Annotated in this window: 26 protein-coding genes; 9 read left to right on the top strand and 17 right to left on the bottom strand. The window is 63.1% G+C overall.

From position 1 onward, the window contains the following. Positions 1 to 16 precede the first annotated feature (16 nt). From pth to X757_RS163030, 3 genes are all read right to left on the bottom strand, one after another. A complete protein-coding gene (pth, locus tag X757_RS163020) occupies positions 17 to 757 on the bottom strand; it encodes an aminoacyl-tRNA hydrolase (protein WP_023724958.1) in 741 nt (246 codons plus the stop codon). A 21-nt stretch (positions 758 to 778) separates the two neighbouring features. After that, a complete protein-coding gene (locus tag X757_RS163025) occupies positions 779 to 1,423 on the bottom strand; it encodes a 50S ribosomal protein L25/general stress protein Ctc (RefSeq protein ID WP_023686131.1) in 645 nt (214 codons plus the stop codon). 263 nt (positions 1,424 to 1,686) lie between these two features. Next, a complete protein-coding gene (locus X757_RS163030; RefSeq protein ID WP_023724957.1) occupies positions 1,687 to 2,973 on the bottom strand; it encodes an ROK family transcriptional regulator in 1,287 nt (428 codons plus the stop codon). Positions 2,974 to 3,159: 186 nt separating this feature from the next. Here X757_RS163030 and X757_RS1000000166105 point away from each other — a divergent pair, with 186 nt between their 5' ends. The 4 genes from X757_RS1000000166105 to X757_RS163045 all read left to right on the top strand — a co-directional run bounded on the left by X757_RS1000000166105 (position 3,160) and on the right by X757_RS163045 (position 8,695). After that, entirely contained in the window at positions 3,160 to 5,721 is a 2,562-nt protein-coding gene (locus X757_RS1000000166105; RefSeq protein ID WP_023724956.1) for an ATP-binding cassette domain-containing protein, read from the top strand. Further along, positions 5,718 to 6,707: an ABC transporter permease gene (locus X757_RS163035; RefSeq protein ID WP_023724955.1), complete on the top strand. Its 990-nt coding sequence runs from the start codon at positions 5,718 to 5,720 to the stop codon at positions 6,705 to 6,707. Before X757_RS1000000166105 ends, X757_RS163035 begins: the two co-directional genes overlap by 4 nt. Positions 6,708 to 6,753: 46 nt before the next feature. Then, positions 6,754 to 7,755 carry a rhamnose ABC transporter substrate-binding protein gene (locus X757_RS163040; RefSeq protein WP_023701576.1) on the top strand — a complete coding sequence of 334 codons (1,002 nt, stop codon included), beginning with the start codon at positions 6,754 to 6,756 and terminating at the stop codon, positions 7,753 to 7,755. Positions 7,756 to 7,933: 178 nt separating this feature from the next. After that, a complete protein-coding gene (locus X757_RS163045; RefSeq protein ID WP_023701577.1) occupies positions 7,934 to 8,695 on the top strand; it encodes a glutamine amidotransferase in 762 nt (253 codons plus the stop codon). Between the two features lie 22 nt (positions 8,696 to 8,717). Here X757_RS163045 and X757_RS163050 read toward each other — a convergent pair whose 3' ends face one another. Continuing rightward, entirely contained in the window at positions 8,718 to 9,149 is a 432-nt protein-coding gene (locus X757_RS163050) for a MarR family winged helix-turn-helix transcriptional regulator (RefSeq protein ID WP_023670043.1), read from the bottom strand. Between the two features lie 150 nt (positions 9,150 to 9,299). On the opposite strand from X757_RS163050, the gene X757_RS163055 reads away from it, so the two are divergent. Further along, on the top strand, positions 9,300 to 10,142 hold the full coding sequence (locus X757_RS163055; protein WP_156933371.1) for an alpha/beta fold hydrolase: 843 nt from the start codon (positions 9,300 to 9,302) through the stop codon (positions 10,140 to 10,142). A 98-nt stretch (positions 10,143 to 10,240) separates the two neighbouring features. On the opposite strand, the gene X757_RS163060 is transcribed toward X757_RS163055, so the two are convergent. Both X757_RS163060 and X757_RS163065 read right to left on the bottom strand, forming a co-directional pair. Beyond that, positions 10,241 to 11,155: an alpha/beta fold hydrolase gene (locus tag X757_RS163060; RefSeq protein WP_023711148.1), complete on the bottom strand. Its 915-nt coding sequence runs from the start codon at positions 11,153 to 11,155 to the stop codon at positions 10,241 to 10,243. A 142-nt stretch (positions 11,156 to 11,297) separates the two neighbouring features. Continuing rightward, positions 11,298 to 12,542, bottom strand: a complete 1,245-nt coding sequence (locus tag X757_RS163065) for an MFS transporter (protein ID WP_023670046.1) — start codon at positions 12,540 to 12,542, stop codon at positions 11,298 to 11,300. A gap of 203 nt (positions 12,543 to 12,745) precedes the next feature. Between X757_RS163065 and X757_RS163070 the strand changes: the two genes are divergently transcribed. Further along, the gene (locus X757_RS163070; RefSeq protein WP_023711149.1) at positions 12,746 to 13,618 is read left to right on the top strand and encodes a helix-turn-helix domain-containing protein; all 873 of its coding nucleotides are present in this window, start codon (positions 12,746 to 12,748) and stop codon (positions 13,616 to 13,618) included. Between the two features lie 36 nt (positions 13,619 to 13,654). On the opposite strand, the gene X757_RS163075 is transcribed toward X757_RS163070, so the two are convergent. The 10 genes from X757_RS163075 to X757_RS1000000167665 all read right to left on the bottom strand — a co-directional run bounded on the left by X757_RS163075 (position 13,655) and on the right by X757_RS1000000167665 (position 21,737). Next, a complete protein-coding gene (locus X757_RS163075; RefSeq protein WP_023691573.1) occupies positions 13,655 to 14,626 on the bottom strand; it encodes a tripartite tricarboxylate transporter substrate binding protein in 972 nt (323 codons plus the stop codon). Positions 14,627 to 14,772: 146 nt separating this feature from the next. Then, on the bottom strand, positions 14,773 to 15,288 hold the full coding sequence (locus X757_RS163080; protein ID WP_023670049.1) for a hypothetical protein: 516 nt from the start codon (positions 15,286 to 15,288) through the stop codon (positions 14,773 to 14,775). A 93-nt stretch (positions 15,289 to 15,381) separates the two neighbouring features. Then, positions 15,382 to 16,317, bottom strand: coding sequence for a ribose-phosphate pyrophosphokinase (locus X757_RS163085; protein WP_023686119.1), 936 nt, complete (start codon positions 16,315 to 16,317; stop codon positions 15,382 to 15,384). Between the two features lie 141 nt (positions 16,318 to 16,458). Continuing rightward, positions 16,459 to 17,055 (bottom strand): hypothetical protein, encoded by a 597-nt coding sequence (locus tag X757_RS163090; protein ID WP_023724953.1) that lies wholly within the window; start codon positions 17,053 to 17,055, stop codon positions 16,459 to 16,461. 55 nt (positions 17,056 to 17,110) lie between these two features. After that, the gene (locus X757_RS163095) at positions 17,111 to 18,262 is read right to left on the bottom strand and encodes a Xaa-Pro peptidase family protein (RefSeq protein ID WP_023724952.1); all 1,152 of its coding nucleotides are present in this window, start codon (positions 18,260 to 18,262) and stop codon (positions 17,111 to 17,113) included. After that, positions 18,262 to 19,056, bottom strand: coding sequence for a peptidoglycan editing factor PgeF (gene pgeF, locus X757_RS163100; RefSeq protein ID WP_023705898.1), 795 nt, complete (start codon positions 19,054 to 19,056; stop codon positions 18,262 to 18,264). Before pgeF ends, X757_RS163095 begins: the two co-directional genes overlap by 1 nt. A gap of 151 nt (positions 19,057 to 19,207) precedes the next feature. Then, a complete protein-coding gene (locus tag X757_RS0133055) occupies positions 19,208 to 20,272 on the bottom strand; it encodes a class I SAM-dependent methyltransferase (protein ID WP_031237653.1) in 1,065 nt (354 codons plus the stop codon). Next, the gene (gene lgt, locus X757_RS163105) at positions 20,269 to 21,153 is read right to left on the bottom strand and encodes a prolipoprotein diacylglyceryl transferase (RefSeq protein ID WP_023713942.1); all 885 of its coding nucleotides are present in this window, start codon (positions 21,151 to 21,153) and stop codon (positions 20,269 to 20,271) included. The genes X757_RS0133055 and lgt overlap by 4 nt, the downstream gene beginning before the upstream one ends. Positions 21,154 to 21,256: 103 nt before the next feature. Then, positions 21,257 to 21,496, bottom strand: a complete 240-nt coding sequence (locus X757_RS163110) for a BrnA antitoxin family protein (protein WP_023683720.1) — start codon at positions 21,494 to 21,496, stop codon at positions 21,257 to 21,259. An 82-nt stretch (positions 21,497 to 21,578) separates the two neighbouring features. Continuing rightward, positions 21,579 to 21,737, bottom strand: coding sequence for a hypothetical protein (locus X757_RS1000000167665; protein WP_245259839.1), 159 nt, complete (start codon positions 21,735 to 21,737; stop codon positions 21,579 to 21,581). 155 nt (positions 21,738 to 21,892) lie between these two features. On the opposite strand from X757_RS1000000167665, the gene X757_RS163115 reads away from it, so the two are divergent. The 3 genes from X757_RS163115 (at position 21,893) to X757_RS163125 (ending at position 23,377) form a co-directional block, all read left to right on the top strand. Then, entirely contained in the window at positions 21,893 to 22,195 is a 303-nt protein-coding gene (locus X757_RS163115; RefSeq protein ID WP_023711152.1) for an accessory factor UbiK family protein, read from the top strand. 315 nt (positions 22,196 to 22,510) lie between these two features. Then, positions 22,511 to 23,011, top strand: a complete 501-nt coding sequence (locus tag X757_RS163120; RefSeq protein ID WP_006202532.1) for a YbjN domain-containing protein — start codon at positions 22,511 to 22,513, stop codon at positions 23,009 to 23,011. Positions 23,012 to 23,017: 6 nt separating this feature from the next. Beyond that, entirely contained in the window at positions 23,018 to 23,377 is a 360-nt protein-coding gene (locus tag X757_RS163125; RefSeq protein WP_023672028.1) for a tRNA-binding protein, read from the top strand. Positions 23,378 to 23,387: 10 nt separating this feature from the next. Here X757_RS163125 and X757_RS163130 read toward each other — a convergent pair whose 3' ends face one another. Continuing rightward, positions 23,388 to 24,410 (bottom strand): glycosyltransferase family 1 protein, encoded by a 1,023-nt coding sequence (locus tag X757_RS163130; RefSeq protein ID WP_023724951.1) that lies wholly within the window; start codon positions 24,408 to 24,410, stop codon positions 23,388 to 23,390. Between the last annotated feature and the right edge of the window lie 113 nt (positions 24,411 to 24,523).

The following is a 24,523-nucleotide window of genomic DNA, read 5'->3' as shown; positions in this document are numbered from 1 at the left end:
CCGATCCTATCGACGCTCAGTCCTTCTTGCCGAACAGTTTCTTCAGCATGGCGGCCATAGGGCCGCTTTCCGGCAGCTTGGCCGGCGCCTGCTGTGGCCGTGCCTGGCGGATGTGGCTTTGAGCTTTCGGGCCCTCAGCCTTCGGCGCCTTTGGCGGCGGCCGGTCGTCGTCGCCGGTTGGCGTTAGTTTGTCGCGCAAGGCCAGCGTCACCCGGTTCATGAAAGAACTGTCGTCGCCCTTGGCCAGCAGCCCGGCATCGTCGGCGATGGTGTCGAGCAGCACGTCCAGCCATTCGCGGTCGGCCTTGGCGAAATCGCCGAGCACATGGGACTGCACCATTTCCCGGACGCCGGGATGGCCGACGCCGATGCGCACGCGGCGAAAGTTCTTGCCGAGATGCTGGTCGAGCGAACGGATGCCGTTGTGTCCGCCGGCGCCACCGCCGACCTTGACCCGCAATTTGCCGGCCGGCAGGTCGATCTCGTCGTAAAAGACGGTCAGCGCCTCGGGGCCGAGCTTGTAGAAGCGCAGGGCTTCGCCGACCGGCTGTCCCGACAGGTTCATGAAGGTCTGCGGCTTGATCAGAAGAATCTTTTCGCCGGCAATCGTGCCTTCGGCGATCAGGCCCTGGAACTTCTTCGACCAGGGCGAAAACGAATGGCGGCGGGCAATTGCGTCCGCCGCCATGAAGCCGACATTGTGCCGGTTATCAGCGTATTTCGCGCCCGGATTGCCGAGGCCTGCAAAGACAAGCATCGTGAACTCCGGGCCCGAAAATTACTTCTCTTCGGCAGCAGGAGCCGCCGCTTCGGGGGCTGCCGCTTCCGCCGTCTCTTCCGTCTCCGGCTTCATCGCCGAGGAGCCGGCAATGGTCGCGATGGTGAAATCGCGATCGGAGATCACCGGCTTGACGCCGGCCGGCAAGGTAACCGCCGAGATGTGGATCGAATCGCCAATGTCGGCGCCGGTGAGATCGACGGTGATGAATTCCGGGATCGCATTGGCCGGGCAGTGGAACTCGACTTCGTGACGCACGATGTTGAGCACGCCGCCGCGTTTGATGCCGGGCGACTTGTCTTCATTGATGAAGTGGACGGGCACGTCGACGTTGACCTCGGTGTCCTTGCCGATGCGCAGGAAGTCGACATGGACCGGGAAATCCTTGACCGGGTCGAGCTGGAAATCCTTGGGCAGAACCTGGATTTTCTTGCCGTCGACATCGATCGTGGCGATCGTGGTCAAAAACCCGCCGCCATGGATTTTGTAGAAGACGTCCTTGTAGTTCAGCGCAATCGCCAGGGGAGGCTGTCTGTCGCCGTAGATAACTGCAGGCACTTTACCGTTGCGGCGAACTGCACGGGCGGACCCCTTACCGACCTGTTCGCGCGCTTCGGCCTTGAGCTCGTATGTATCGTGGCTCATGGCATTTCCTTTCGCGTTTTATGGAGCGTTTGCGGTGGCAGTGTGCCTGGACCGTAAACGTCGAAAGCCGCCAGGCCTGGATGTCCGAATGCCAGAAACCGCATACGCGGAGCTTTGTTCGGGATCACAAGGGAAGGCAGCCTTCCGCCGCGTTGCCTCCAAGGGTGTCTACGCGGGTGGCGGCTCTATAGCGGAAGGCGGGAAAGGGTGCAAGCCATGGCGGGCAAGGGCGGCCGATGCCTGCGTTGGGCGACGCATTGCGCTCAGGCCGACAGGTCGGTGGGCGGATTTGATCCGTTTCCCTTGGCGCCACCGAGCGTGGACAGCGCGCTCAGCAGTTTCGTCCGGTCCTTGCCGATCATGAGCACGCCGCTGTCGGGCGCCAGCAGCGCCGAGAACGGAAGCATGGCAGCGCCGATCGAGGAGGCCTCAGGGCCGAATTGCCCCGACACGATCTCCGGCGCGACGATGCCGATTGCGCTGGCCTGGTTGAACTGCGCCTGCACCCTTGCCAGCAGTTCGAGATGGATCGGCCTGGGCAGGATCGAGTCGAGAACGATGGCCTCGATGTCGATGATGGAGGTGATGGCGATGATCGCCTCGACCAGCGCGCTCGCACAATCGTCGATCCATTCGAACAGCGGCACGCGCGCTTCGGCTGGCAACGGATCGAGTTCCCGCACACGATTAATCACCACGCCGCGCGACCTCAGGTGATTGACCAGCACATAGATCGAGGCGCGATGCAGCAGGCTCTGGTAGCGCGCAGGCTTCGCCGCCACCGAATCGAGGCTTGAGGGCGAGACCGGCAAGGGTCCGAGGGCAGCGCTGTTGCCATGCGGCCCGGTGTGGACCCTGCCGCCTTGCACCAGGCCGCCGCCGACAAAAGTGTCGATCGAGATGTGCATGAAATCGCGGAAGCGGGCGCCGGCGCCCTGGACAAGTTCGGCCAGCGCCGCCGAGGTGGCGTCGTTTTCCACGAACACCGGCGTCTTCGCCGGCGTGGCAAAGCAAGTCGTCAGGTCGATCGCTTCCCAGCGGCTGCCGAGATCGTCGGGAAAGCCGAGTTCCTCGCTCCAGCCGCCGAGGAAATAGGGTGAGGCAATGCCGACGCCGACGATGCTGGCATCGCCAAGCCCATCCACCAGCTTTTCGAAGGTGGCCAGCGCCATGTTGCCGGCCTTCAGCACCAGATCAGGATCGGGGAAGCGGTATTCGTGCGACTCTCTTGCTCGGATTTCACCGGCGAAGTCGACCAGAACGGCTTCCAGCGCACGCCGGCCGATCTTGATGCCGACGCTGTAGATTCGTTCCGGTGTCAGCCGGTACAGCGTGGAGGGCGATCCGCGTTGCCCGAACCTTTTTCCCACTTGCTTCACGAAACCGGAGGATTCCAGGCCGTCGACGATCGCAGCGACCGCCGCCGGCGTCAGGCTTGCCGCGCGCGCCAGATCGGACTTGGAGGCTTCCTTGAGGCGACGGATGGCGTCGAGCACGAAACGCTCGTTGTAGTGGCGAACTTTGACAGAATTGCTGCCTTTCCCTGACAAAACCCTCGTCTCCTCAAATGTCGCCGTCTTACCGCAAGAGGCCGAAACCACCTTCGGCCGAAGCATCCTGCGATGCCTGTGCGAGAGGCGACAGTGCGCGTCAGAACCATGGAAGTCAATTTTGCCGTTGCGCCTTTGCGCTATTTAATATAGCAAATTGAAAAAATAACTGGTCAGGGAGGAGACGTGCTGCACTCGGGCACACAAAGCGAAGCCGACGCTGCGGTGGTGCGGGCTGTTCCTGTTGCCCTGGTTCAGGCGACGAAGGCTTTCGGCGGCACGATTGCGCTCAAGGACGCCTCCTTCGAATTGCGCTCCGGCGAGGTGCTGGCGCTGCTTGGCGAAAACGGCGCCGGCAAGAGCACCTGCGTGAAGCTTCTGGCCGGTGTGCATTCTCCCACCAGCGGTCATGTCGAGGTTGACGGCAAATCAGCCGTCTTCCATTCGCCGCATGACGCGCAGGCGGCCGGCATTGCGGTCATGCACCAGCATCCTGGCCTGTTTCCCGATCTGTCGGTGGCGGAGAACATCTATCTCGGCCTCATGCCGCGCGACCGCTTTGGCGGCATCGACAATGCCGCCATGCTGGCCGGCGCCCGCAAGGTGCTGGCCACCGTCGGGCTCGATGTGCCGGCGGCAACGCGGCTGGGAACACTGCGTACCTCTGAACAACAACTGGTCGAGATCGCCCGCGCGCTGTCGCTGGATGCCCGCGTGCTGATCATGGACGAACCCACGGCCGCATTGTCGCAACGCGAGGTCGAGCGGCTGTTTTCCGTCGTTGCCGATCTCAGGCTGCACGGCGTGGCGATGATGTTCGTCGGCCACCGCATGGATGAAATCTTCCGCATCGCCGACCGCATCGCGGTGCTGCGTGACGGGCGCCTGATCGGCGTCAAGCCGAAAGCCGAGCTTGGCCGCGCTGCCGCCATCAGCATGATGGTCGGCCGCGAAGTCACCGACCTCTATCCCGAACGGCGCCATGCCTCAGGCGCGCTGGTGCTGGAGGGGAAGGGACTTTCGCGCGCCGGCGGCTTTACCGGCATCGACCTCAAGCTTCACGCCGGCGAGGTGCTGGGGCTTGGCGGCCTGGTCGGCAGCGGACGCACCGAGATTGCGCGCGTGCTGTTCGGTATCGACCGGCCCGACGCCGGCGAAATCCTGATCGACGGCAAGCCCGTGCAGTTCGCCTCGGCGCGCGACGCCATGGATGCGAGCATCGCCTATGTGTCGGAAGATCGCATGGGCCAGAGCCTGGTGATGGATTTCTCCATCCTCGACAATGCGGTGCTACCTGTTCTCGACAAGGCCGCACAACGCGGTCTCTACGGCACCGACCGCGCCATCGGTCTGGTGGCGGACTGGCTGAAGCGCATGAAGCTGCGCTTTTCCGGTTATGGGCAGCCGGTGAAAGAGTTATCCGGCGGCAACCAGCAGAAGGTGGTGCTGGCCAAGTGGCTGCGCACCGAGCCGCGCGTGCTCATCCTCGACGAGCCGACGCAAGGCATCGATGTCGGCACCAAGGCGGAAGTGCATGCAATGATCGCGGACCTTGCCGCGCAAGGCATGGCGATCCTTTTGATCTCGTCAGAGATGCCCGAGCTGATCGGCATGTGCGACCGCATTGTCGTGCTGCGCGAAGGCCGCCAGACTGCCGAGTTTTCGCGCGGGCAAGCCACGCAGGAAAAAGTACTGGAAGCGGCGACCAGGACCGATGAACGCGCCGGCCAGGCAGCGCAGATAGAACGCGCCGCCCGGGAGGAAAAGGCAAAAGGACCGTTCGATTTTCTGAAGCGGCGGGAGTTCGGGCTGCTCGCCGCGATGCTCGCCGTCGCCATCCCGGTTACCATCATCAACCCGCGCATGGTGAGCGCGGCGAACCTCACCGCTGTGTCGATGGACGCGGCCTTGCTGATTGTCGCCGCACTGGCGCAGATGCTGGTGCTGATCACCCGCAACATCGACCTGTCGATCGCAGCTGTGATCGGCCTCTCCGCCTATATGGCGGCCAGCATGGTTCAGGCCTATCCCGGATTGGACATCGGCATCGGCCTGATCACCGCCTGCGCGGTCGGCGGCTTTGCCGGACTGCTCAACGGCCTTGTCGTTACCTGGGGAAAGATCCCGGCCATCGTCGTTACGCTGGCTTCGATGTCGATCTTCCGCGGTTTCAACTCGATCTGGGCGGCGGGCGACCAGGTCAGCGCCGACGAAGTCACGCAAGCCTGGCTCGACATGACCGGGCTGAAGATCGCAGGCGTGCCGCTGATCGTCATCATCGCTATTGTCATCCTGTGCGCCGGCTATGTGCTGCTCTATCGCACCGCAACCGGGCGCGAGCTGTTTGCCACCGGCTCCAACCCCGACGGCGCACGGCTGATCGGCATCCCGGTCGACCGGCGCATTCTGCTGGCCTTCGGCATGGCCGGCCTGCTCGGCGGTCTGTGCGGGGCGCTGTGGGCATCGCGCTATGCCACCATCGATGCCCGCGTCGCGCTCGGCTTCGAACTCACGGTGATCGCCTCGGCAGTGGTCGGCGGCGTCGCCATCCGCGGCGGCTCGGGCACGCTGCTCGGCATCATCCTTGGCGCGCTCACTCTCTTGGTCATCAAGAACGGGCTGACGCTGGTGCGTGTCGACCCGCTCTGGCTGCAGGGCGTCTATGGCCTGGTGATCCTGGTTGCCATCGGCATCGACACCTTCATCGTGCGGCGTGCCGAACAGGCAAGACAGGCGAGGGCGAGATGAGAAAGTTTATCCGCTCGATCGACTTCTGGGATCTGCTGCTGGCGACCGCCTGCCTCGCCGTCTTTATCTATGCGGCGGTCTTCGTGCCGAATTTCGTCTCCGGCTTCAACCTCTCGCAATTGGCCGCAAGCGCCTCGGAAAAGGCGTTGCTGATCCTGCCGATGACGCTGCTCATCATCACCCGCGAGATCGACCTGTCGATCGCCTCGGTGCTGGCGTTGACATCCGTGATTTTTGGCCTGCTTGTCCAGGCTGGCGTGCCGACGCTGGCCGCCATTCCGCTGACGCTCGTCTTCGGCGGCCTGCTCGGCGCCTTCAACGGCTATCTGGTGTCGGGCCTCGGGTTGCAGTCGCTGGTGGTGACGCTCGGCACCATGGCGCTGTATCGGGGCATTGGCTACATCCTGCTCGGCACCGGTTCGGTCAACATATTGCCGCCGGCGGTTGTCGATTTCGGCATCAGCAATCTGCCGGGCACACAAATCCCGTGGACCATCGTGCCGTTCCTGCTGCTGGCGCCGATCTTCGCGGTGGTGCTGCAGAAGACGCCGACCGGCAAGCGCATCTACGCGCTCGGCGGCAGTCCGGAAGTGGCGCGCTATTCCGGCATCGACACGCGCAAGATGGTGCTGAGGCTATTCGTCGTCTCCGGTGTCGTCGCGGCCATCGCCGGCATCGTCTACACCGCGCGCCTTTCCAATGCCCGCGCCAACAATGCGCTCGGCATGGAGCTCGACGTCATCACCATCGTGCTGCTCGGCGGCGTCAGTGTCTTTGGCGGCAAGGGGCGGCTCACCGGCGTCATGCTGGCGCTGCTCTTGATTGCCATCATCCGCAACGTGCTGGCGCTCAACCAGATCGGCGGCGACGCCCAAGGCATGATCATCGGCCTGCTCCTGATCGGCTCGCTGCTGGTCTCCAACTACTGGCGCTCCCTGGAGGAGCGGCTGTCAAGATCGCGCGTCCTGCGCGAAACCAAGGGGTGATCTCGGGCCCCTTTCTTCAAGCCCGAATTCTGACGGAGGAGACACAATGAAAGCGTTTAGAATAGCCCTGCTCGCATCCGCGGTTCTGCTTGCGCCGGCCTCGCTGGCATACAGCCAGGAATGCGCCAAGGAACCTGTAACGGTCGGCTTCCTGCCCAAGCTCGACACCGATCCCTACTTCAAGGTGGCTTTCGGCGGCGCCGAGGAGGCTGCGAAGGAAATTGGCGGCACCGCCACCCAGGTCGCCCCGTCGCAGGCGACGGCCGAGGCACAGATCGAATTTATCAACAGCCTTGTGTCGCAGAAGGTCGGGGTCATCGCTATTGCCGGCAACGACGCCAATGCGGTTGCGCCTGCGCTGAAGCGCGCCGTTCAGCAAGGCGTCCGGGTGATATCGTACGATTCCGACGTCGCGGCCGATGCGCGCGCGGTGTTCGTGAACCAGGTGAAGGGCGACAGTCTGGCCGAAATGATGCTGGAAAGCGCATTCAACCTCAGCGGCGGCGAAGGCGAGTTCGCCATCCTGTCGTCGACGCCGACGGCGACCAACCAGAACGCCTGGATCGACTTCATGAAGGCGAAGATGGCGGCAGAGCCGAAATACGCCAAGATGAAACTGGTGCAGGTCGCCTATGGCGAGGAGAGCGAGCAGGTCAACCAGCAGCAGGCCTTGGCGCTGGTGCAGGCGTTTCCGGATCTCAAGGTGATCATCGTGCCGGCAGGCATAGGCCTTCCGGCGGCCGCGCGCGCACTCGAGGAAGCCGGCATGATCGGCAAGGTCAAGCTGACCGGCCTTGCGCCGGCCACTCTGATTTCGAAATACATCAAGGACGGCGCCGCCCAGGACATCTGGTGGAATGTCACCGATCTCGGCTACCTGACCTATCAGGCGGCCCAGGCGCTGGCGCAGTGCAAGATCACCGGCAAGGAAGGTGAGAAGTTCACGGCGGGCAGGCTCGGCGAATACACGATCGGGGCCAGCGGCGAACTGATCCTCGGCCCGGCCAAGATCGTGACGCCGGAAAATCTGGCCGAGTTTAAGTTCTAGAGCGTTTCACCGTTTCACGGAAACGGCGAACCGCTCTATCCCTTTGTTTTACGCAATTCCGGACGGAAAACCGGTCACACTTTTCCTGGAATTGCTCTAAGCCTCCCAAGGCTTTGCGGGCGCCGGCTCGAGCCGGCGCTCGCCTTTCAATCCTCAGTCGAAAAGCGTGAGGGCGACGATGAAACTTTTGCTGGCAGGCGAGACCTTCGCGGCGACGACGTCGGTCGCTGCCGGCGGCGACGTTCTGACAAGTGCGACATGGGTGAATGGCGCGACGGCCTTCAATGCCGCCCTTGCCGCAGAGGGCATAGCGGTGACGCAGATCGGTGGCGATCGCTGTGCGGCCGAATTTCCGTATGACCTCGACGCGCTGGCCGAATACCAGGCGGTGGTGATCTCCGATGTCGGCGCGCTGACCTTGCTGGTCACGCCGGAGGCCCGCGCCGGGCGCATCGGCGTCAACCGCCTCGACGTCCTCAAGGCCTATGTCGAAGGCGGCGGCGGGCTGATGCTGGCCGGCGGCTATATGGGGTTCCAAGGCATGTTCGGCACGGCGCGTTTCCACGACACCCCGGTCGAGGACGTGCTGCCCGTGCGCTGCCTGCCATTCTCGGACGGGCTGGAAGTGCCGCAAGGCCTGCAGCCGTCGATCCTTCAGGCGTCGCATCCGATCCTTGCCGGTGTCGCGGGTCCGTTGCCGCCGATCCTCGGCATGAACAAACTCGATTTCAGGCGCGACGGCTCGTCCCAGCTTCTGGCGACTTGCCAGTATCGCGGCACGGACTGGCCGCTGCTTGCGGTTCGTGAGCATGGCCGTGGCCGCACTGTCGCCTGGGCGACGGATATCGGCCCGCACTGGCTGTCGCAGGACTTTCTCGGCTGGCCGCTCTACGGCAAGCTGATGGGCAACGTCGTGCGCTGGCTGGCCGGCAAGGATTAAGCCTGGCGTGTTTGTAGGGCAGCTAGTCCGGCTTGCTGCTCAACGCTTCGCGCAGCGCCTGGATCCGCCGATTCAAGGCATCGAGATCAGCCATCGTCATGCCCGAGCGTTCGATCAGGGTTTCGTTGAGGCAGTTGCACTGGACGAGCAGCGCGCGGCCGGCAGGCGTCAGGTCGACCTGCACTTGGCGCTCGTCCGTCTGGCTGCGCTGGCGGGTGACGAGACCGGCCTGTTCCATGCGCTTCACCAGCGGCGTGATGGTGCTCGATTCCAAAGCGAGCCTGTGCGCAATCGAGCCGACCGACATCCCGCCGGCTTCGGCAAGTGCGTTCAGCACGAGATATTGCGGATAGGTGATGCCCATCTCGTCCAGCATGGGCTTGTAGGTGCGATTGATTGCCATGCTGGTGGCGTAAAGCGTGAAGCAGAGCTGGTTGTCCAACGGGAGAGGCACGAGGCATTCCTTTGCCGACTGAGCACATCAATATGTACCACGAAAAATGATATCGCGATACATATTTTCTGTAGACAAGGATTTGGACCTGCGCTAGTCGTATGGTTATCGCGATATTGATTATCGCGGAAGCAATCAATGGAGAGCGAGATGACCAAGCCCGGCAGCAGCACGATCACCACCAAGGATGGCACCGAAATTTTCTACAAGGATTGGGGAACGGGACAACCCATCGTCTTCCATCACGGCTGGCCGCTGAGCAGCGACGACTGGGACGCCCAGATGCTGTTCTTCCTGTCCAAGGGCTACCGCGTCATTGCCCATGACCGGCGCGGCCATGGCCGCTCGACCCAGACCGATACCGGCAACGAGATGGACACCTACGCCGCCGATGTCGCGGAGCTTGCAGCGCATCTCGACCTCAAGAACGCCATCCATGTCGGCCATTCCACCGGTGGCGGCGAAGTGGCCCGTTATGTCGCGAAGTACGGCTCCGGCGGCCGTGTCGCCAAGGCCGCATTGCTCGGCGCGGTGCCGCCGATCATGCTGAAGACGGCGTCCAATCCCGGCGGCCTGCCGATCGAGGTGTTCGACGGTTTCCGCTCCGCCCAGGCAGCCAACCGCGCCCAGTTTTTCCACGACGTCGCGGCCGGCCCGTTCTACGGCTTCAATCGCCCCGGCGCCCAGGTGTCGCAGGCTGTCGTCGAGAATTGGTGGCGCCAGGGCATGATGGGCGGCACCAAGGCGCATTATGATTGCATCAAGGCGTTCTCGGAAACCGACTTCACCGACGATCTGAAGGCCATCGACGTGCCGGTGCTGGTCATGCATGGCGACGACGACCAGATCGTTCCGATCACCGACTCCGCGCTGCTGGCTGTCAAGCTCCTCACGAAGGGCGAGCTCAAGGTCTACAAGGGTTTTCCGCACGGCATGGCGACCACCCACGCCGATGTGATCAACGCCGACCTGCTGGCGTTCTTCAAGGCGTAGAATCGTTCAGTTGAATAGACATCGTCCAGTTGGATAGGCAAGGCACCCGCCGCCGGGCGGGTGCATTTGCTTTCGTCGAAATGTCAGCGGGACAGTGCCTATTTATCGAGAAAACCAGTGATCAGTTTGACGGTGTCGTCGGGGTTTTCCTCCATGATCCAGTGTCCGGAAGCGGGCACGATGCCGCCCGTGACATCGGTCGCAACAAGCCGCAGGAGATCGGCCTGCGTAGTGCCAGCGGATTTTTCACCGCCGACAGCCAGTACCGGCATGGTCAGTTTGCCGCCGGCGGCAAGCATCGCCTGGTTGTCGATCGCGTCCTGGTCAAACGCCTTGAACTGCTCGAAGGCGTCATGCATCGCATGCGGGCGGGCATAGAGTTTGGCGTAGTGCCTGCGCGTCGCCTCGTCGATCTTCTTGGGGTCAGCCGACAACTCGTTGTAGAAGCGGTCGAGATAGATGCGCTCGCGCCCCGCGACCAGCCGCTCCATATCCGGGCCGCGGAAGTTGAAGTGCCAAAGCAGCGGGCTTTGCTTGATCTTTTCCCAGTCGCCTATGCCGGGCAGCGGCGCGTCGATGATAACCCATTTGGTGATGCGCTTGGGATACTGAGCGGCGAGCGCATAGCCGACCATGTTGCCGATGTCGTGGGTGACGAGATCTGCCTTGTCGATCTTCAGGGCATCCAACACGCCGGCGATGTCGACGGCCTGGTTCTTCTTGGCGTAGCCCGCTTCCGGGTGGGCCGACAGACCCATGCCGCGCAGGTCCGGCACGATGACGGTGTGGTCCTTTGCGAGGGCGATGGCCGCGGCGCCCCACATGTCTCCGGTATCGGCAAAGCCGTGCAGCAGCACGACGGCGGGACCCTTGCCGCCAACGCGCACATAGAGTTTGGTGCCGTTGGTTCCGACGGACTGCGTCTTGAAACCCGGCGGAAAGGGAACGATGCGTGCCGTCGCCGGCAAGGTAACAAGAAGCACACCCAATACGGCCAATACGATCTTGCGCATGTCATCCCCCAGAGACGTCGAAGGCCCCAAGCCTTCGTTGATGACTATCTCTAGCAGGCTTTTCAACCAGCGCATGGTGAAAGAATCACAGAGGGCGCAGCAATGCCGCGCCCTGCGTCAAATCCGCAAAATCGACCGGTTTTTATCTGGCCGCCGCTTGCGCCTTCCTGGCTTCCTTCATGTTGGGCAGGAACACCGTCAGCAGGCCGAGCAGCGGCAGATACGAGCAGATCTGGAAGACGAAATCGATGCCCTTCATGTCGGCGACGACGCCGAGCACGGCGGCTGCAATGCCGCCCATGCCGAAGGCGAAGCCGAAGAAGATCCCGGCGATGGTGCCGACACGTCCCGGCACCAACTCCTGCGCAAACACGACGATGTTGGAGAAGGCCGAGGACAGGATCAGGCCGATCAGCACCGTCAGCACCATCGTCCATTCGAAATTGGCGTAGGGCAGCGCCAGCGTGAACGGCAGCACGCCGACGATCGAGAACCAGATCATCGCCTTCTGGCCGTAGCGGTCGCCGAACGGTCCGCCGAGCAGGATGCCCAGCGCCGAGGCGCCGAGGAACAGGAACAGCATGACCTGGCTCATCTGCACCGACACGCCGAACTTATGGATGGAATAAAAGGTGTAGTAGCTGGAGAGCGAGGCGATGTAGGCGTTCTTGGTCAGCACCAGCAGCGTCAGCACCGCCAGCGCTCCCATCACCTTCTTGCGCGGGAAGGGGGAGACGAAGCTTGCCGCCTTGCGATTGCCCTGCGCGGCGCGCATCCGGCTGTACCAGCCGCCGACCCGCGACAAAACGATGATGCCGATCAGAGACCCGACGGCGAACCATGAAATGCTGGTCTGGCCGAAGGGCACAACGATGAAGGCAGCGAGCAGCGGCCCCATCGACTGGCCGAAATTGCCGCCGACCTGGAACAAAGATTGCGCCAGGCCAAAGCGGCCGCCGGAGGCAAAGCGGGCAATGCGCGAGGATTCCGGATGGAAGATCGCCGAGCCGATTCCGATCAGCGAGGCGCCGACCAGAAGCAGCGCATAGTGGCCGGCATAGGCCAGAACGATCAGGCCAATCAGCGAGGACGCCATGCCGTAGGGCAGCGAATAGGGCATTGGCCGCTTGTCGGTGATCATGCCGATGACCGGCTGCAGCAGCGACGCCGTGACCTGGAAGGTGAAGGTCAGAAGACCGATCTGCCAGAAATCGAGACCGTAATTCTCTTTCAGCAGCGGATAGATCGCCGGCAGCAGCGATTGCATGATGTCGTTGATGCCGTGGCAAAAGCTCACCGCCAGAATGACGGTGAAGGCGGTCGCCTGGGCTGAAGGGAGGCTGGCGCTTGGCTGCGGTGCAATGCTGGTGGCTGTCGTATCGGTCAAGGCAGGCTCCGAGGTCTTTTTGGCGGGTGTTTGCCCGCGGGCAGGCTTGGCGGCCGCTCCCGCGGACCGCCTTAAGGACGCTCGTCTGAAGCGCTTGGGCGACGCCCCTGCGGAGCGCCTTGGGGATGGCTGCCTTATAAGCCGCTTGCGAGGCGACTTCTTTCGTGGTTTGGTCCAATAGTTTCGCAAGTGGGCCATAGCCGATGCCACATGGCAGGGACATCTTCCGCGCCGGCAATGCCGATCTCGGCCGATTGCACGAAAGCCGCTGGCAGTGGCTGGAGGAGGTTTCCGGGCCGGCGGTGGCTTTGCCGACCGAATATCCGGACGGTTACCTCGTGCCGCAACACCGCCACAGCCGCAGCCAACTGCTGCATGCGCTGGTCGGTGTCGTGCTGGTGACGACCAGGTACGGGCGCTGGATGGTGCCGCCCGACCACGCAATGTGGATACCGGCCGGCACCGAGCATTCCGTCGAAATGCTGGGCGACGTCTCGATGCGCTCGGTCTATGTCATGCCGGGCGCTATCCCCGGCCTGCCGGAAGGCTTGCGTGTCGTCGGCGTCACCGAGCTGATGCACAGCCTGATCGTCGAATCGGAAAAGCTGCCGCAAGGTGGCGAACTGGAAGGCCGCGGCGGGTTGATCATGAACCTGTTGCTGCACGAGATCCCGACCTTGCCGGAACGGCCGCTCGGCCTGCCGTTCCCGTCTGATCCCAGGCTGGCGGCGCTCTGCCGACGCTTCGTGGCGGCACCGTCGCCGCATGCCACGATCGACGAGTGGGCCGATGCCGCGGGGATGAGCCGGCGCTCCTTCACCCGCGCCTTCCAGCGCCAGACCGGACTGTCCTTGTCGACTTGGCGCCAGCAGGCCTGCCTGTTTGCGGCACTTCCCAGGCTCGCCGATGGCGAGCCGATCACCAGGGTGGCGCTCGACCTCGGTTATGACAGCGTGCCGGCATTCATAACCATGTTCAAGCGCATGCTCGGGGCCTCGCCGCGCGGCTATATGCGCGGCGCCCGCGACGAAGGCATGCGGCGGGCTCAGCCTCGACTTGAGGCCCCGGCGCCGTAGCGCCAGGAAAAAGCCCGCAGCACTTTGTCGTAGGCCCTAGTCCAGCTGAACGCCGCTGGCCTTGACGATCGGTTCCCATTTGGCGAGTTCGGCCTTCACATGCGCTCCAAGCTCTTCCGGGGTGGAGGCCACTATCGAGGCGCTGAACTGGGCCATGCGGGCGATCACATCAGGGTCTTTCAGGGCTTCAACTGCCGCCTTCTGAAGAACGGCGACGACCTCCGGCGGCGTGCCTGCGGGCGCGAACAGAGCGTTCCAGCTGTAGGTTTCATAGCCGGGAATGGTTTCGGCAATGGCCGGTATGTCGGGGAAGGAGGGAACGCGCTCCTTGGTGGTGACGCCAAGCGCTCTCAGCGTCCCGCTCTTGATATGGCCCGATGAAGAGGGGAGGTTGTCGAACATCATCGGCACCTGATTGCCGATAACGTCGTTCAAGGCCGGTCCGGCGCCCTTGTAGGGAATGTGCTGCATACTGACGCCGGCCATCGTCTTGAAAAGCTCGCCGGAGAGATGCAGCGGGGTGCCATTGCCTGATGAGGCGTAGGCATATTTGTCCGGGTCCTTCTTCAGCATCTCGATCAGTTCCTTGACGTCCTTGGCGGGGAATTCAGGGTTTACGACCAGGACGTTTGGCACCAGCACGAGCAACGATATCGGCGCAAAATCCTTCTCCGCATCGTAGGGCTTTGTCTTCAGGATCAGCGGGTTGAGCGCGTGGGTTGCGACCGTGCCCATCAGGATCGTGTAGCCGTCCGGTTCGGCTCGGGCGACCTGGGCAGCGCCGATGCTGCCCCCGGCGCCGCCGACATTTTCGACGACAATCTGCTGGCCCAGCTTTTCGGACATCTTGTTGGCGACCAGGCGCGCGACCAGATCCGTCGAGCCACCGGCGGAAAAGGGGACAACCATGGTGATGGTCCGGTCCGGAAAATCGGCGGCCCAGGCCGCCGGTGCTGAAAGGGTGGCTGCGATGGAAACCGCGAGCCCGAGCAAAGTCCTACGCCGCATCTGCTACTCCTCCGTTGATTGGAGGGGCAGTATGGCCATGGTGAACTCCTCGCACAATGCAACCATGGACTGACTGCCCGCCTCAGGAGATCGGGCTTGACACCGATGCTTCGGTTGGCGTGCGCGAGAACGCCTCACCCCTCAGTTCAATCAGCCTTGGTCCAGCTGAAAACAAGCCATTTGTATCGTGACGTCTCTTCAGGCTCGGCCGTGTAGGTCATCTGCATGTCGCCGCCCTCGGTGTAGATGTCGAGCCTGGGTGCCGTGTCCAGTTCGAGCCACACGGAATCGTTCTTGAACGACCATGTCCCGCACCAGACGCAAGGCCCCGATGCCGGGTCACCCGGTTGGTGAAAATTGTAGCGGCCGTCCGCCGTGATCTCCAGATAGTCGAAGGCGCCATAAAAGGCGGTCACAGTCTGCTGAAATTCGGTCGCAGCCGCTTCCTGGTCGGGCTTCGCCGGCTCTTTCAGATCACGTGGTGGCCGGATTGCCGACCCTGCGATGCTCCATTTGCCGATGAAATCCTTTTCGGTGGGAAGATATTCCGTCTGCGCCTGCGCGGTCGAAACCGGAGCGATTGTCGGCGCATAGGCCGCGCTGGCGATGCCGATTGCGAGAAGCATTCCTGCGATGCCTGCAGCCTTGATTCGATTGCGCATCAGCTGCGCTCCTTTCACGACGGTTTGGGGCAGATTCCAAAAACGAGATTACCCCCGAGCCAGGCCCGGGGGCACGCTTTTGGGCAACATGGATTAATCGAACAGGCTCGACACGGACTCTTCGGTCGCTGTGCGCGAAATCGCCTCGCCCATCAGGTCGGCGATGGAGATGACGCGGATATTCGGGGCGTCGAGCACGCCTTGCGTCGGCTGGATGGAATCGGTGATCACCAGTTCCTGCAGCTTCGAGCCGCTGATCCTGGCGACCGCACCGCCCGACAGCACGCCGTGGGTGATATAGGCGGTGACGCTGGTAGCGCCGTTGGCGAGCAGCGCATCGGCGGCATTGCACAGCGTGCCGCCGGAATCGACGATGTCGTCGATCAGCAGGCAATCCTTGCCGGCGACCGCGCCGATGATGTTCATCACTTCGGATTCACCGGGACGTTCGCGGCGCTTGTCGACGATGGCCAGTTGTGCGTCGAAGCGTTTGGCGAGCGCGCGGGCGCGCACCACGCCGCCGATGTCGGGCGAGACGACGACGACATTGGCAAGCTGTTTGTATTTTGCCTTCACGTCACGGGCCATCACCGGCACCGAGAACAGATTGTCGGTCGGAATGTCGAAAAAACCCTGGATCTGGCCGGCATGGAGGTCGAGCGTCAAGACGCGGTCCACGCCGGCGCGGGTGATCATGTTGGCGACCAGCTTCGCCGAGATCGGTGTGCGGCCCGAGGCCCGGCGATCCTGCCTGGCGTAACCGAAATAGGGGATGACCGCGGTGATGCGCTTGGCCGAGGAGCGCATGAAGGCATCGATCATGATGAGCAGTTCCATCAGATGATCGTTGGTCGGGAACGAGGTCGACTGCAGGATGAAGACATCCTCGCCGCGCACGTTTTCCTGGATTTCGACGAAGATTTCCTGATCGGCGAAGCGTCTGACGCTGGCCTTGCCCAGCGGGACATTGAGATAGCGGGCGACCGCTTCGGCCAGCACCCGGTTGGAATTGCCCGCGAAAAGCTTCATGCACCGTTCCTGGCGAAGGATGGGGAGGTCCCCCTAAACGGGCTTGTAGCGAGCCGTGCCGGTATTGCAAGCCTCGTTGACGGGAATCCGCCGGCTAATCTCAAAAACGTCAATAGTGAACGGAAGCCGGTAACAGGCGGATCAGCCGGCGCTGCCGCCGAGCCAGGCCGCGAACTGGTCGATCGTCTGGTCGGCGATCGCCTGCATGGTAGCGGGTGCAACCGCGGGCCAGCCTTCGGCGGCGTTGACCGAGGGCGCCTTCTGCTGGCCATTGATGCGGTGTAGCCGGTTGCCAGCGGGGTCATAGACGTCCCAGACATAGATAACGGTGGTATCCTTGCCTTCCGTCATGGTCGAGAAGTAGCCCTTCAGCACATGGGTGGCGGCCTGGTCGGCGCTGCCGGCAAGGGTGATGCCGCGCTGCTTGGCGCGTGTCTGCAGTTCGGCCGTCAGCGGCGTTGCCGCTTCCACGGAGGCGCCGACGATCGGCGCGATCTGCAGCCGGGTCTTCGACAAAGCGGCGGCGCTCTGCGCGGGGTTGGCGGGTATCGTGGCGCCGACGGCCGGCGCTGGTGTGGCGGCGGGCGCGATGCCCGGGGCAGCCAAGGGCTGAGCCGGTTGGGCCGAGGCTGCCGGCGGCGTGATGGCGGACGGCTCAAGGACGTCCTTGGCATTGGTGCAAGCGGCCAGCACAAGCGCTGCGAGCAATGACACGGTCGTCACATGCGATCGTCTCATCTGCCCGAAAACTCCTTAGTCGCGAACGCCCCCGCGTGGACCAACCATTATGGATTCACTGTACGATCAAGTCGAGATCATGGCGTGAAAGCGGCTTCGGCTGGGATTCGGTGGTCAGGTAGGTGCGGCCAAGCGTCATCGCCGTCTCGGTTTCGGAGTCCATGATGATCATGTGCGCGAACAATGTCATGTTGGGCGCGATCGGCTCGGGATTGCCCTGGTAGAACATCGGCATATCCATCCAGGACGGGGTGAAGCGGGCGCCGACGGAATAGCCGCAGGCGTTCAACCGATGCTTGGTCAGGCTGTGCGCCTCCAGCGTGCGGGCATGCGCGTCGAAGACGTCGCCGAAGGTGTTGCCGGGCGTCATCGCCTTCTCGACCGCCAGAAGAGCCGCGCGGGCGGCGTCGAACAGCTCCTGATGGCGCTTCGACGCCTTGCCGGTCAGCACGGTGCGCATCATCGGCGCGTGATAGTGATGGAACACGCCGGCCCATTCGAGCGTCAGCTGATCGTTCTTGGTCAGCTTGCGGCGCGCGGCCTTGTAGCGGCAGAGCAGCGCGTCGATGCCCGAGCCGATGATGAATTCATTGGCCGGATAGTCGCCGCCGCCGGCAAACACCGCGCCCTGCATGGCGGCAAGGATCAGCGCTTCGTCGCCGCCCTGCTTGATCAGCGGCAGGGCCGCGTCGAGCGCGTCGTCGGAAAGGTTGGCGGCCTTTTCGGCCTTGGCGATTTCAGCCGGGCTCTTGAACAGGCGCAGACGGCCGACAATACCGGAGGCGTCGGCGATCTGGCCGAAGGTCTGCAGCTGCTCGTCGACGCGGCGGCCATTGAAGGCGGTCAGGCCATGGGTGTCGTATTCGACGCCGATGCGGGCGCCGAGGAGATTGAGGTCGTTGAGCAGGTTGCGCAGGTCGACCGCCGGGTTGGCGCCGTCGCGGTCGGTCCACAGCACGATGTTGTCGATGATCGATGTGTGGCGCGCCTGGCGCAAATCGGCCGAGCGGGTGAGCAGCACCATCGAGCCGTCAGCCTTCACAACCAGGCACTGGAAGAAACAGAAGCCGAACGTGTCGTAGCCGGTTAGCCAGTACATGCTCTCCTGGGCGAAAAGCAGTACAGCATCGAGCTTCTTTTCCGTCATCTCGATCATCAACCGGTCACGCCGGGCGTCAAATTCCGACCGTTCGAAATGCAGCGCCATTATCCGTTCTCCAAAACAATTGCCGAAACCTGCCGACCGTAGTCCGGTTCCTTGCGATGCGTCGCGCGCCGGTAGGAAAAGAAGAGATCCTCCTCGGCATAGGTGCAGCGGCCAAGCCCCTCGGCGGTCACGCCAGCCTTCTTCAGCCGGTCGACCGTATAGAGGTTGAGATCGAACATTGCATGCGCCGGATTGGCCGAAGGCGCGAAATAGCCGATGTTTTCGGCATCGGCTTCGACGAAACGGGCGACGAATTCCGGCCCGACCTCGTAATTGTCGGGGCCGATCGAAGGACCGAGAACCGCAATGATGCGCTCACGGCGGGCGCCGAGGCTTTCCATCGCGGCAATGGTGTTTTCAAGCACACCGGTGAAAGCGCCCTTCCAGCCGGCGTGTGCAGCGCCAATGATGCGCGCTTGCGCATCGGCGAACAGCACCGGGCCGCAATCGGCCGTCGAGGCGCCGATGGCGATGCCCGGCCGGTCGGTGACGATGGCGTCGGCCTTGGGCCGCGGGCCGGGAAAGGGTTCCCTGGCAATAACGACATCGGGCGAGTGGACCTGATGCGCGGTCAGGAGATGGCTGGCCGGCACACCCATCCAGGCAGCGACGCGGCGGCGGTTCTCGGCGACCAGCATCTGATCGTCATCCGACCCGGTGCCGATGTTAAGTCCCTGATAGATGCCGCCGGAGACGCCGCCGATACGGGTGAAATAGCCATGGCGGATACCTCGCGGCTTGGCCGCTTCCAGCAGCGGCGAGCGAACAGGATCCGGTTTGGTCTGATTCAGCATGGATGGGTTTGTTGTCCGCGCCGGCGTTTTCGTCAAGGCGAAGTTCGGCCGAGTGATTGCGACAGTGCTGCTGCGTCGACTTTGCATTGGCCAAAAGCAGGCATGCGACCATAGGCGGCGTCGCGGGACGGCTTGTAACGATCTCTGAGGGTCAGACTGGCTGATGCGGCAGGATTTTCAGGATTTTGAACAGCGTGCCCATGCCGTCGGGTCCGGCCAGGCGCTCGACGGCATCGGCAATGGTTTGTCGTGCCTCTTGGCTTGCCTGGCTGCCCAACTGGCCAGCTCGCTCAAGCAATCCCATGCCAAGCAGAAAGTCGCCCTGCGTCGCCAATTCCACATCGAGGCCATGCGCCCGCACGACGGCGGCCAGTGCAGCGAAGTCGACATGGGCGGTGAGATCGGCTTCGCCGGGATTGGCCAGCACATCTTCGGGGGCGTGCCTGCGCACGGCCTGCAATGTGTCGCCGAAACCGGGCTGGAGATGGCCGTAATCGGGGAACAGCCCGGCGCCGCCGTGGTCGGCTATGCGTTCGGCAATGGTCGCCATCAGTGCCGCGCGGGCCGGTGCTATTTCGAAAATAGAGCCTTGTGGCGCCTCGGTGGCGTCTTCCGGCAGCAGCGTCGCCTCGACCGAGCCAGCGCCGGCGAAGAAGCTCAACTCGTCTGAGACATCGAGGCCGATCACCCGTTCGCGCCAGCCGGCGCCGGCGCGGATGAACTGGCGGATCGGCACGGCATCGAACAATTCGTTGCCGACGATCAGCAATGGCGCCTGCGGTAGCGTGGCGATGGTTTCGTGCCAGCCGAGCTCAACCGAACTTTCGGCAAGCGTCTGCTTCTGGATTTCGGTTAGCCGCGGGCTGGTCTCGACCAGAGCGAAGGACGCTCCGGCGGCGATAGCCGGATCGAGCCGCGTCAGGGTGCGAAGCATGTCCTTCATCAGCGTGCCGCGGCCAGGCCCGATCTCCGCGATGGTGACCGGCAGCGGTCGGCCGATCGCCAGCCAGGCCTGATAGAGCCAGACGGCGACGAGTTCGCCGAACATCTGGCTGATCTCGGGTGCGGTGACGAAGTCGCCGGCGGCGCCGAACGGCTCGCGCGTGGTGTAGTAGCCGTCGCTGGGATCGAAAAGGCAGAGCGCCATGTACTCGTTGACGGGGAGGGGCCCGAGCGCGCCGATCAGGTCGACGATGCGGGTCTTCAGCCGTGTCATGCCGGCTGTGGTTGCGGCGCCGGTTTGGCGGTGGCCATCGCCCAGATGCCGGCCAGCACCATCGGCAGCGACAGCACCATGCCCATGGTGAGCCAGCCGCCGAGGAGGTAGCCGAGCTGCTGGTCGGGCTCGCGGAAGAACTCGACGAAGATGCGTGACAGGCCGTAGCCGCAAATGAAGGCGCCGCCGACAAAGCGCGACGTCTTCAGCTTCAGCCGCGAATGGGTGAGGAAGCGCAGGACCAGGAACAGCACCGCGCCCTCGAGCAGCGCTTCGTAGAGCTGGCTCGGATGGCGAGGCTCCAGGCCCGCGACACAACCCGCCACGGTCTGCTGGAGACGCTCGTTGCAGAAGACGACGCCCCACGACACGTCGGTCACGCGACCCCAGAGTTCGGCATTGACGAAGTTCGCGATGCGGACGAGGCCGAGCCCGACCGGCACGCCGGCTGCCACCACGTCGAACAGCGTCCAGGTGCGGATGCCGCGCTTGAGGGAAAACAGCGTCATGGCGAGGATGACGCCAAGCAGGCCGCCATGGAACGACATGCCGCCCTGCCAGACGGCGAAGATGTCGAGCGGGTGGTCGATATAGCGCTTTAAATCGTAGAAAAGCACATAGCCGGTGCGTCCGCCGAGCACGACGCCGACGGCGGCCCAGACGATGAAATCGTCGAGGTCGATCGGCTTCATCGGCAAGACGCCATCAGGCCACAGCCTTGTGTTGGTGACGAGCCGCTTGGCGTACCACCAGGCGAACAGGATGCCGACGATATAGCCGATGCCGTACCAGTGCACAGCCAGCGGGCCGATCTGAACCAGGATCGGGTCGATGTTGGGGAAGGACAGCGACGCCATCGGCAGCGGGAAATAGTCGTTCAACAGGATCTCCTGGGAGGGCTCGCGTTAGGGCGCGGACCATGCGGCAGGGTTTTGGCTGGGTCAAGGCAAGGTGACGACAGCCTGATCGTCAGAGATAATGGGCTCAACCCTGCGGCTTGCCGGCGACCAATTGCCTGAGCGCATCGTTGATCCTGTCTTGCCAGCCGGGGCCATCTTCCTGGAAATGGTCGAGCACGGCGCGATCGATCCTGATCGAGACAAGCTCGCGAACGTTTGGTGCGGCGGAGGGTTCGCGAATGGGAGGCGCGGGTTTCTTGACCGGCTTGAAGGCCGCTTCAGCGGCTTCCATCGGATTGGTCGGTCGGCGCGGGGGCGTTGCCATTGGTTGATCCTGAATGAGAGTGACTCTTGCCTGAGCAAGTCGTGAGGAAAACTAGGCCGCTGGTCTGCGAAGACCAGTAACTTCACTTGGTTCTCTCTGCCATTGCCCTGTATTTGGCTTCAAGCCTGTCCAGCACCTCGTCGCCAGGCTTGACCCGGCCCGCATCGGCATCCGAAATGCCCTTTGCGAGTGCTGCATCGAGTGCTGCAAAGCGCTTCTCCAAGTCCGCACTGTCCGTCACGGCAACCGTCGTTCCAAGAATCCATTTGCGATAATAGCAATCTGTCGGCCGGACCGTGAGCCAAATCGCGTCCGACATGAAGCCGCACCAGCTTCAACGTTCTTGCATTCCGCAGGCAGTGCCACTACGTCAATTCGAGCAAGCGAGGATTTGCCATGTCAACCGGACCGAACCGCATTCTCGATGAATTCGCCAAGCTGATGACCGATGCTGCGGGTGCCGCACAAGGCGTGCGCCGCGAGGTGGAGACTGCCTTCAAGGGGCAGGCCGAGCGCATCCTCAACACCATGGATGTGGTGCAGCGCGAGGAGTTCGAGGCTGCCCGCGACATGGCTGCCAAGGCCCGCGAAGAAAACACCAGGCTGGCCGCCCGCATCGACGCGCTCGAGGCCAGGCTTGCCGAATTGACCGGACAGGCCGCACCTGCGGCTGCGGCAAAGCCCAAAGCAAAAAAATAAAATTTAAACTTTTCCACAAAGCACAATCCGAAAAAGTGCTTTGCCGTGAATCGTTTACCGGCAATGCATGAATCTTTGTGACAGCGCCTTTCCACATGCTGATGACGCAGTGCGAAAAATTAGGCTGTTCACGCGACTCCCGATCAATAGACTGAATTTGTTGCATGATTCGGAGCAGGGTCATGCGGCCGGGCGGTGGGGTCCGGTCCGGGGTCTTTGTGTCGTGAAGTCCTGGCCGTCCGAGTTCAAGACAAATTGTTCGTCGTGTGTGCCCCGCGGAGCGTGTGGCGCTCCCCTGAACACAGGAAGCATTCCATGGAACTTCTCGAACTCGAATTCTCCCGCGAAATCCATCCGGTGGATGTCATCGAGCAGGTCGCCCATAACAATGACTGGTCCTTCGAACGGGCCGGCGATGACGAAATCTCGATCTCGGTTGCCGGCAGCTGGACCGACTATCACGTCTCCTTCTCATGGATGGAGGATTTCGAGGCGCTGCATCTGGCCTGTGCTTTCGACATCAAGGTGCCGGAAGCCCGCGCGCTGGAAGTGATGCGGCTGTTGTCGCTGATCAACGAGCAGATGCTGTTTGGCCATTTCGATCTCTGGGAGCAGGAGGGCGCGATCATGTTTCGCCAGTCGCTGCTGCTTGCCGGCGGGGTCGAACCGTCGAGCCAGCAGGTCGAGGTGCTTTTGTCGTCGGCGCTTGAAGCCTGCGAATGCTATTTCCAGGCCTTCCAGTTCGTTGTCTGGTCGGGAACCTCGGCCAAGGATGCGCTGGCCGGTGTCCTGTTCGAGACCTATGGCAACGCTTGAGCTTCCATGAGTTCGAGCAGCGCGCGCAAGCCCGAGATCAGCTTTGCCGATTTTGATCGTGTCGACATCCGTGCCGGCACGATCGTCGAGGCCGAGCCTTTCCCCGAGGCGCGCAAACCCGCCTTCAAGCTGAAGATCGATTTCGGCCCTGAGATCGGCGTGAAGAAATCCTCGGCACAGATCACGAAATACTATGCGCCGGAAACGCTGGTGGGACGGCAGGTGTTTGCGGTGGTGAATTTCCCGCCGCGCCAGATCGGTCCGTTCATGTCGGAAGTGCTCACGCTCGGCTTCCCTGATGAGGAAGGCGCCGTGGTCCTTGGCGCCATCGAGCGCAAGGTGCCGGACGGCGGCAGGTTGTTTTAGGAAGATTGCGTCAGGCGGCCAGCTTGCGCCTTGTGCTCAGCGCCTCTTCGACCGTGTCCATGAACATTTCGGCGCAGGCTTTCCAACTGTAGCGCATGGCGCGTTCGCGCGCCTCGGCGCGGTCGACATTGAGCGCGGCGAGCGAGGCCTCGCGCAGATCGGTCGACACCGCGCCGCCGATGCCGTCGCCGACAATGTCGATCGGTCCGGTGACCGGATGGGCGGCCACCGGCGTGCCGCTGGCCAGCGCCTCGATGATGACGTTGCCGAACGTGTCGGTGCGGCTGGGGAAGACGAAAACATCAGCCGAGGCGTAGATCTCGGCCAGCTCATCGTTCGGGCGATGGCCGAGGAAATGCGCCTGCGGGTACTTCGCCCTGAGCCTGGCCAGTTCCGGTCCTTCGCCGACGATCACCTTGCTGCCGGGCAAGTCGAGATCGAGGAAGGCGCTCAGGTTCTTCTCGATGGCGACGCGGCCGACGCACAGGAATACCGGGCCAGGGAAGCCGAGGTCCTTCTTCTTGTCGGGGCGGAAGTGATCGGTGTCGACGCCCCGCGTCCACGGCCTGAGCTTGGTGAAGCCTCGCGACGCAAGGTCCTCCGCCAGCGACTGGGTGGCGACCAGCGTGCCTTGTCCGGAATTGTGGAAATCACGCAGCCAGCGATAGGCCCAGCTCTCCGGCACCGGCAGGCGGGCGCTGAGATATTCGGGAAAGCGGGTGTGATAGCTGGTGGTGAAGGGACGGCCGGCATTGCGGCAATAGCGCCGCGCCATGATGCCGAGCGGGCCTTCGGTGACGATATGGATATGGTCGGCCTTGCGAGCCTCGATCAGCCGCGCGACATGGCCGGGCGTGGTCAGCGCCAGCCTGATGTCGGGGTAGGTCGGCAACGGCAAGGTGCGAAAGATGTTCGGGGTCAGGAAGTCGACCGCAACGTCGAAGGTTTTCAGCGTTTCGGTGAGCCGCTCCAGCGTGTGGACGACGCCGTTGACTTGCGGCCGCCAGGCGTCGGTGACCATCAGGATGCGCATGGCGGTCCTTTGCTCGGGTCGACGGTTGCCTTGATGCGATAGCGGTACGGCCCGGCTGCCCTCGCTTCGCTCCACCGCACCCGGGCAGGCACGAGGTCGAAGTAAGGCGGCTG

This window comes from Mesorhizobium sp. LSHC412B00, assembly GCF_000503035.1.
GTDB lineage: Bacteria > Pseudomonadota > Alphaproteobacteria > Rhizobiales > Rhizobiaceae > Mesorhizobium.
Note: the sequence above shows the minus strand (reverse complement) of the source record. Positions and strands in the feature narration are given on the sequence as shown.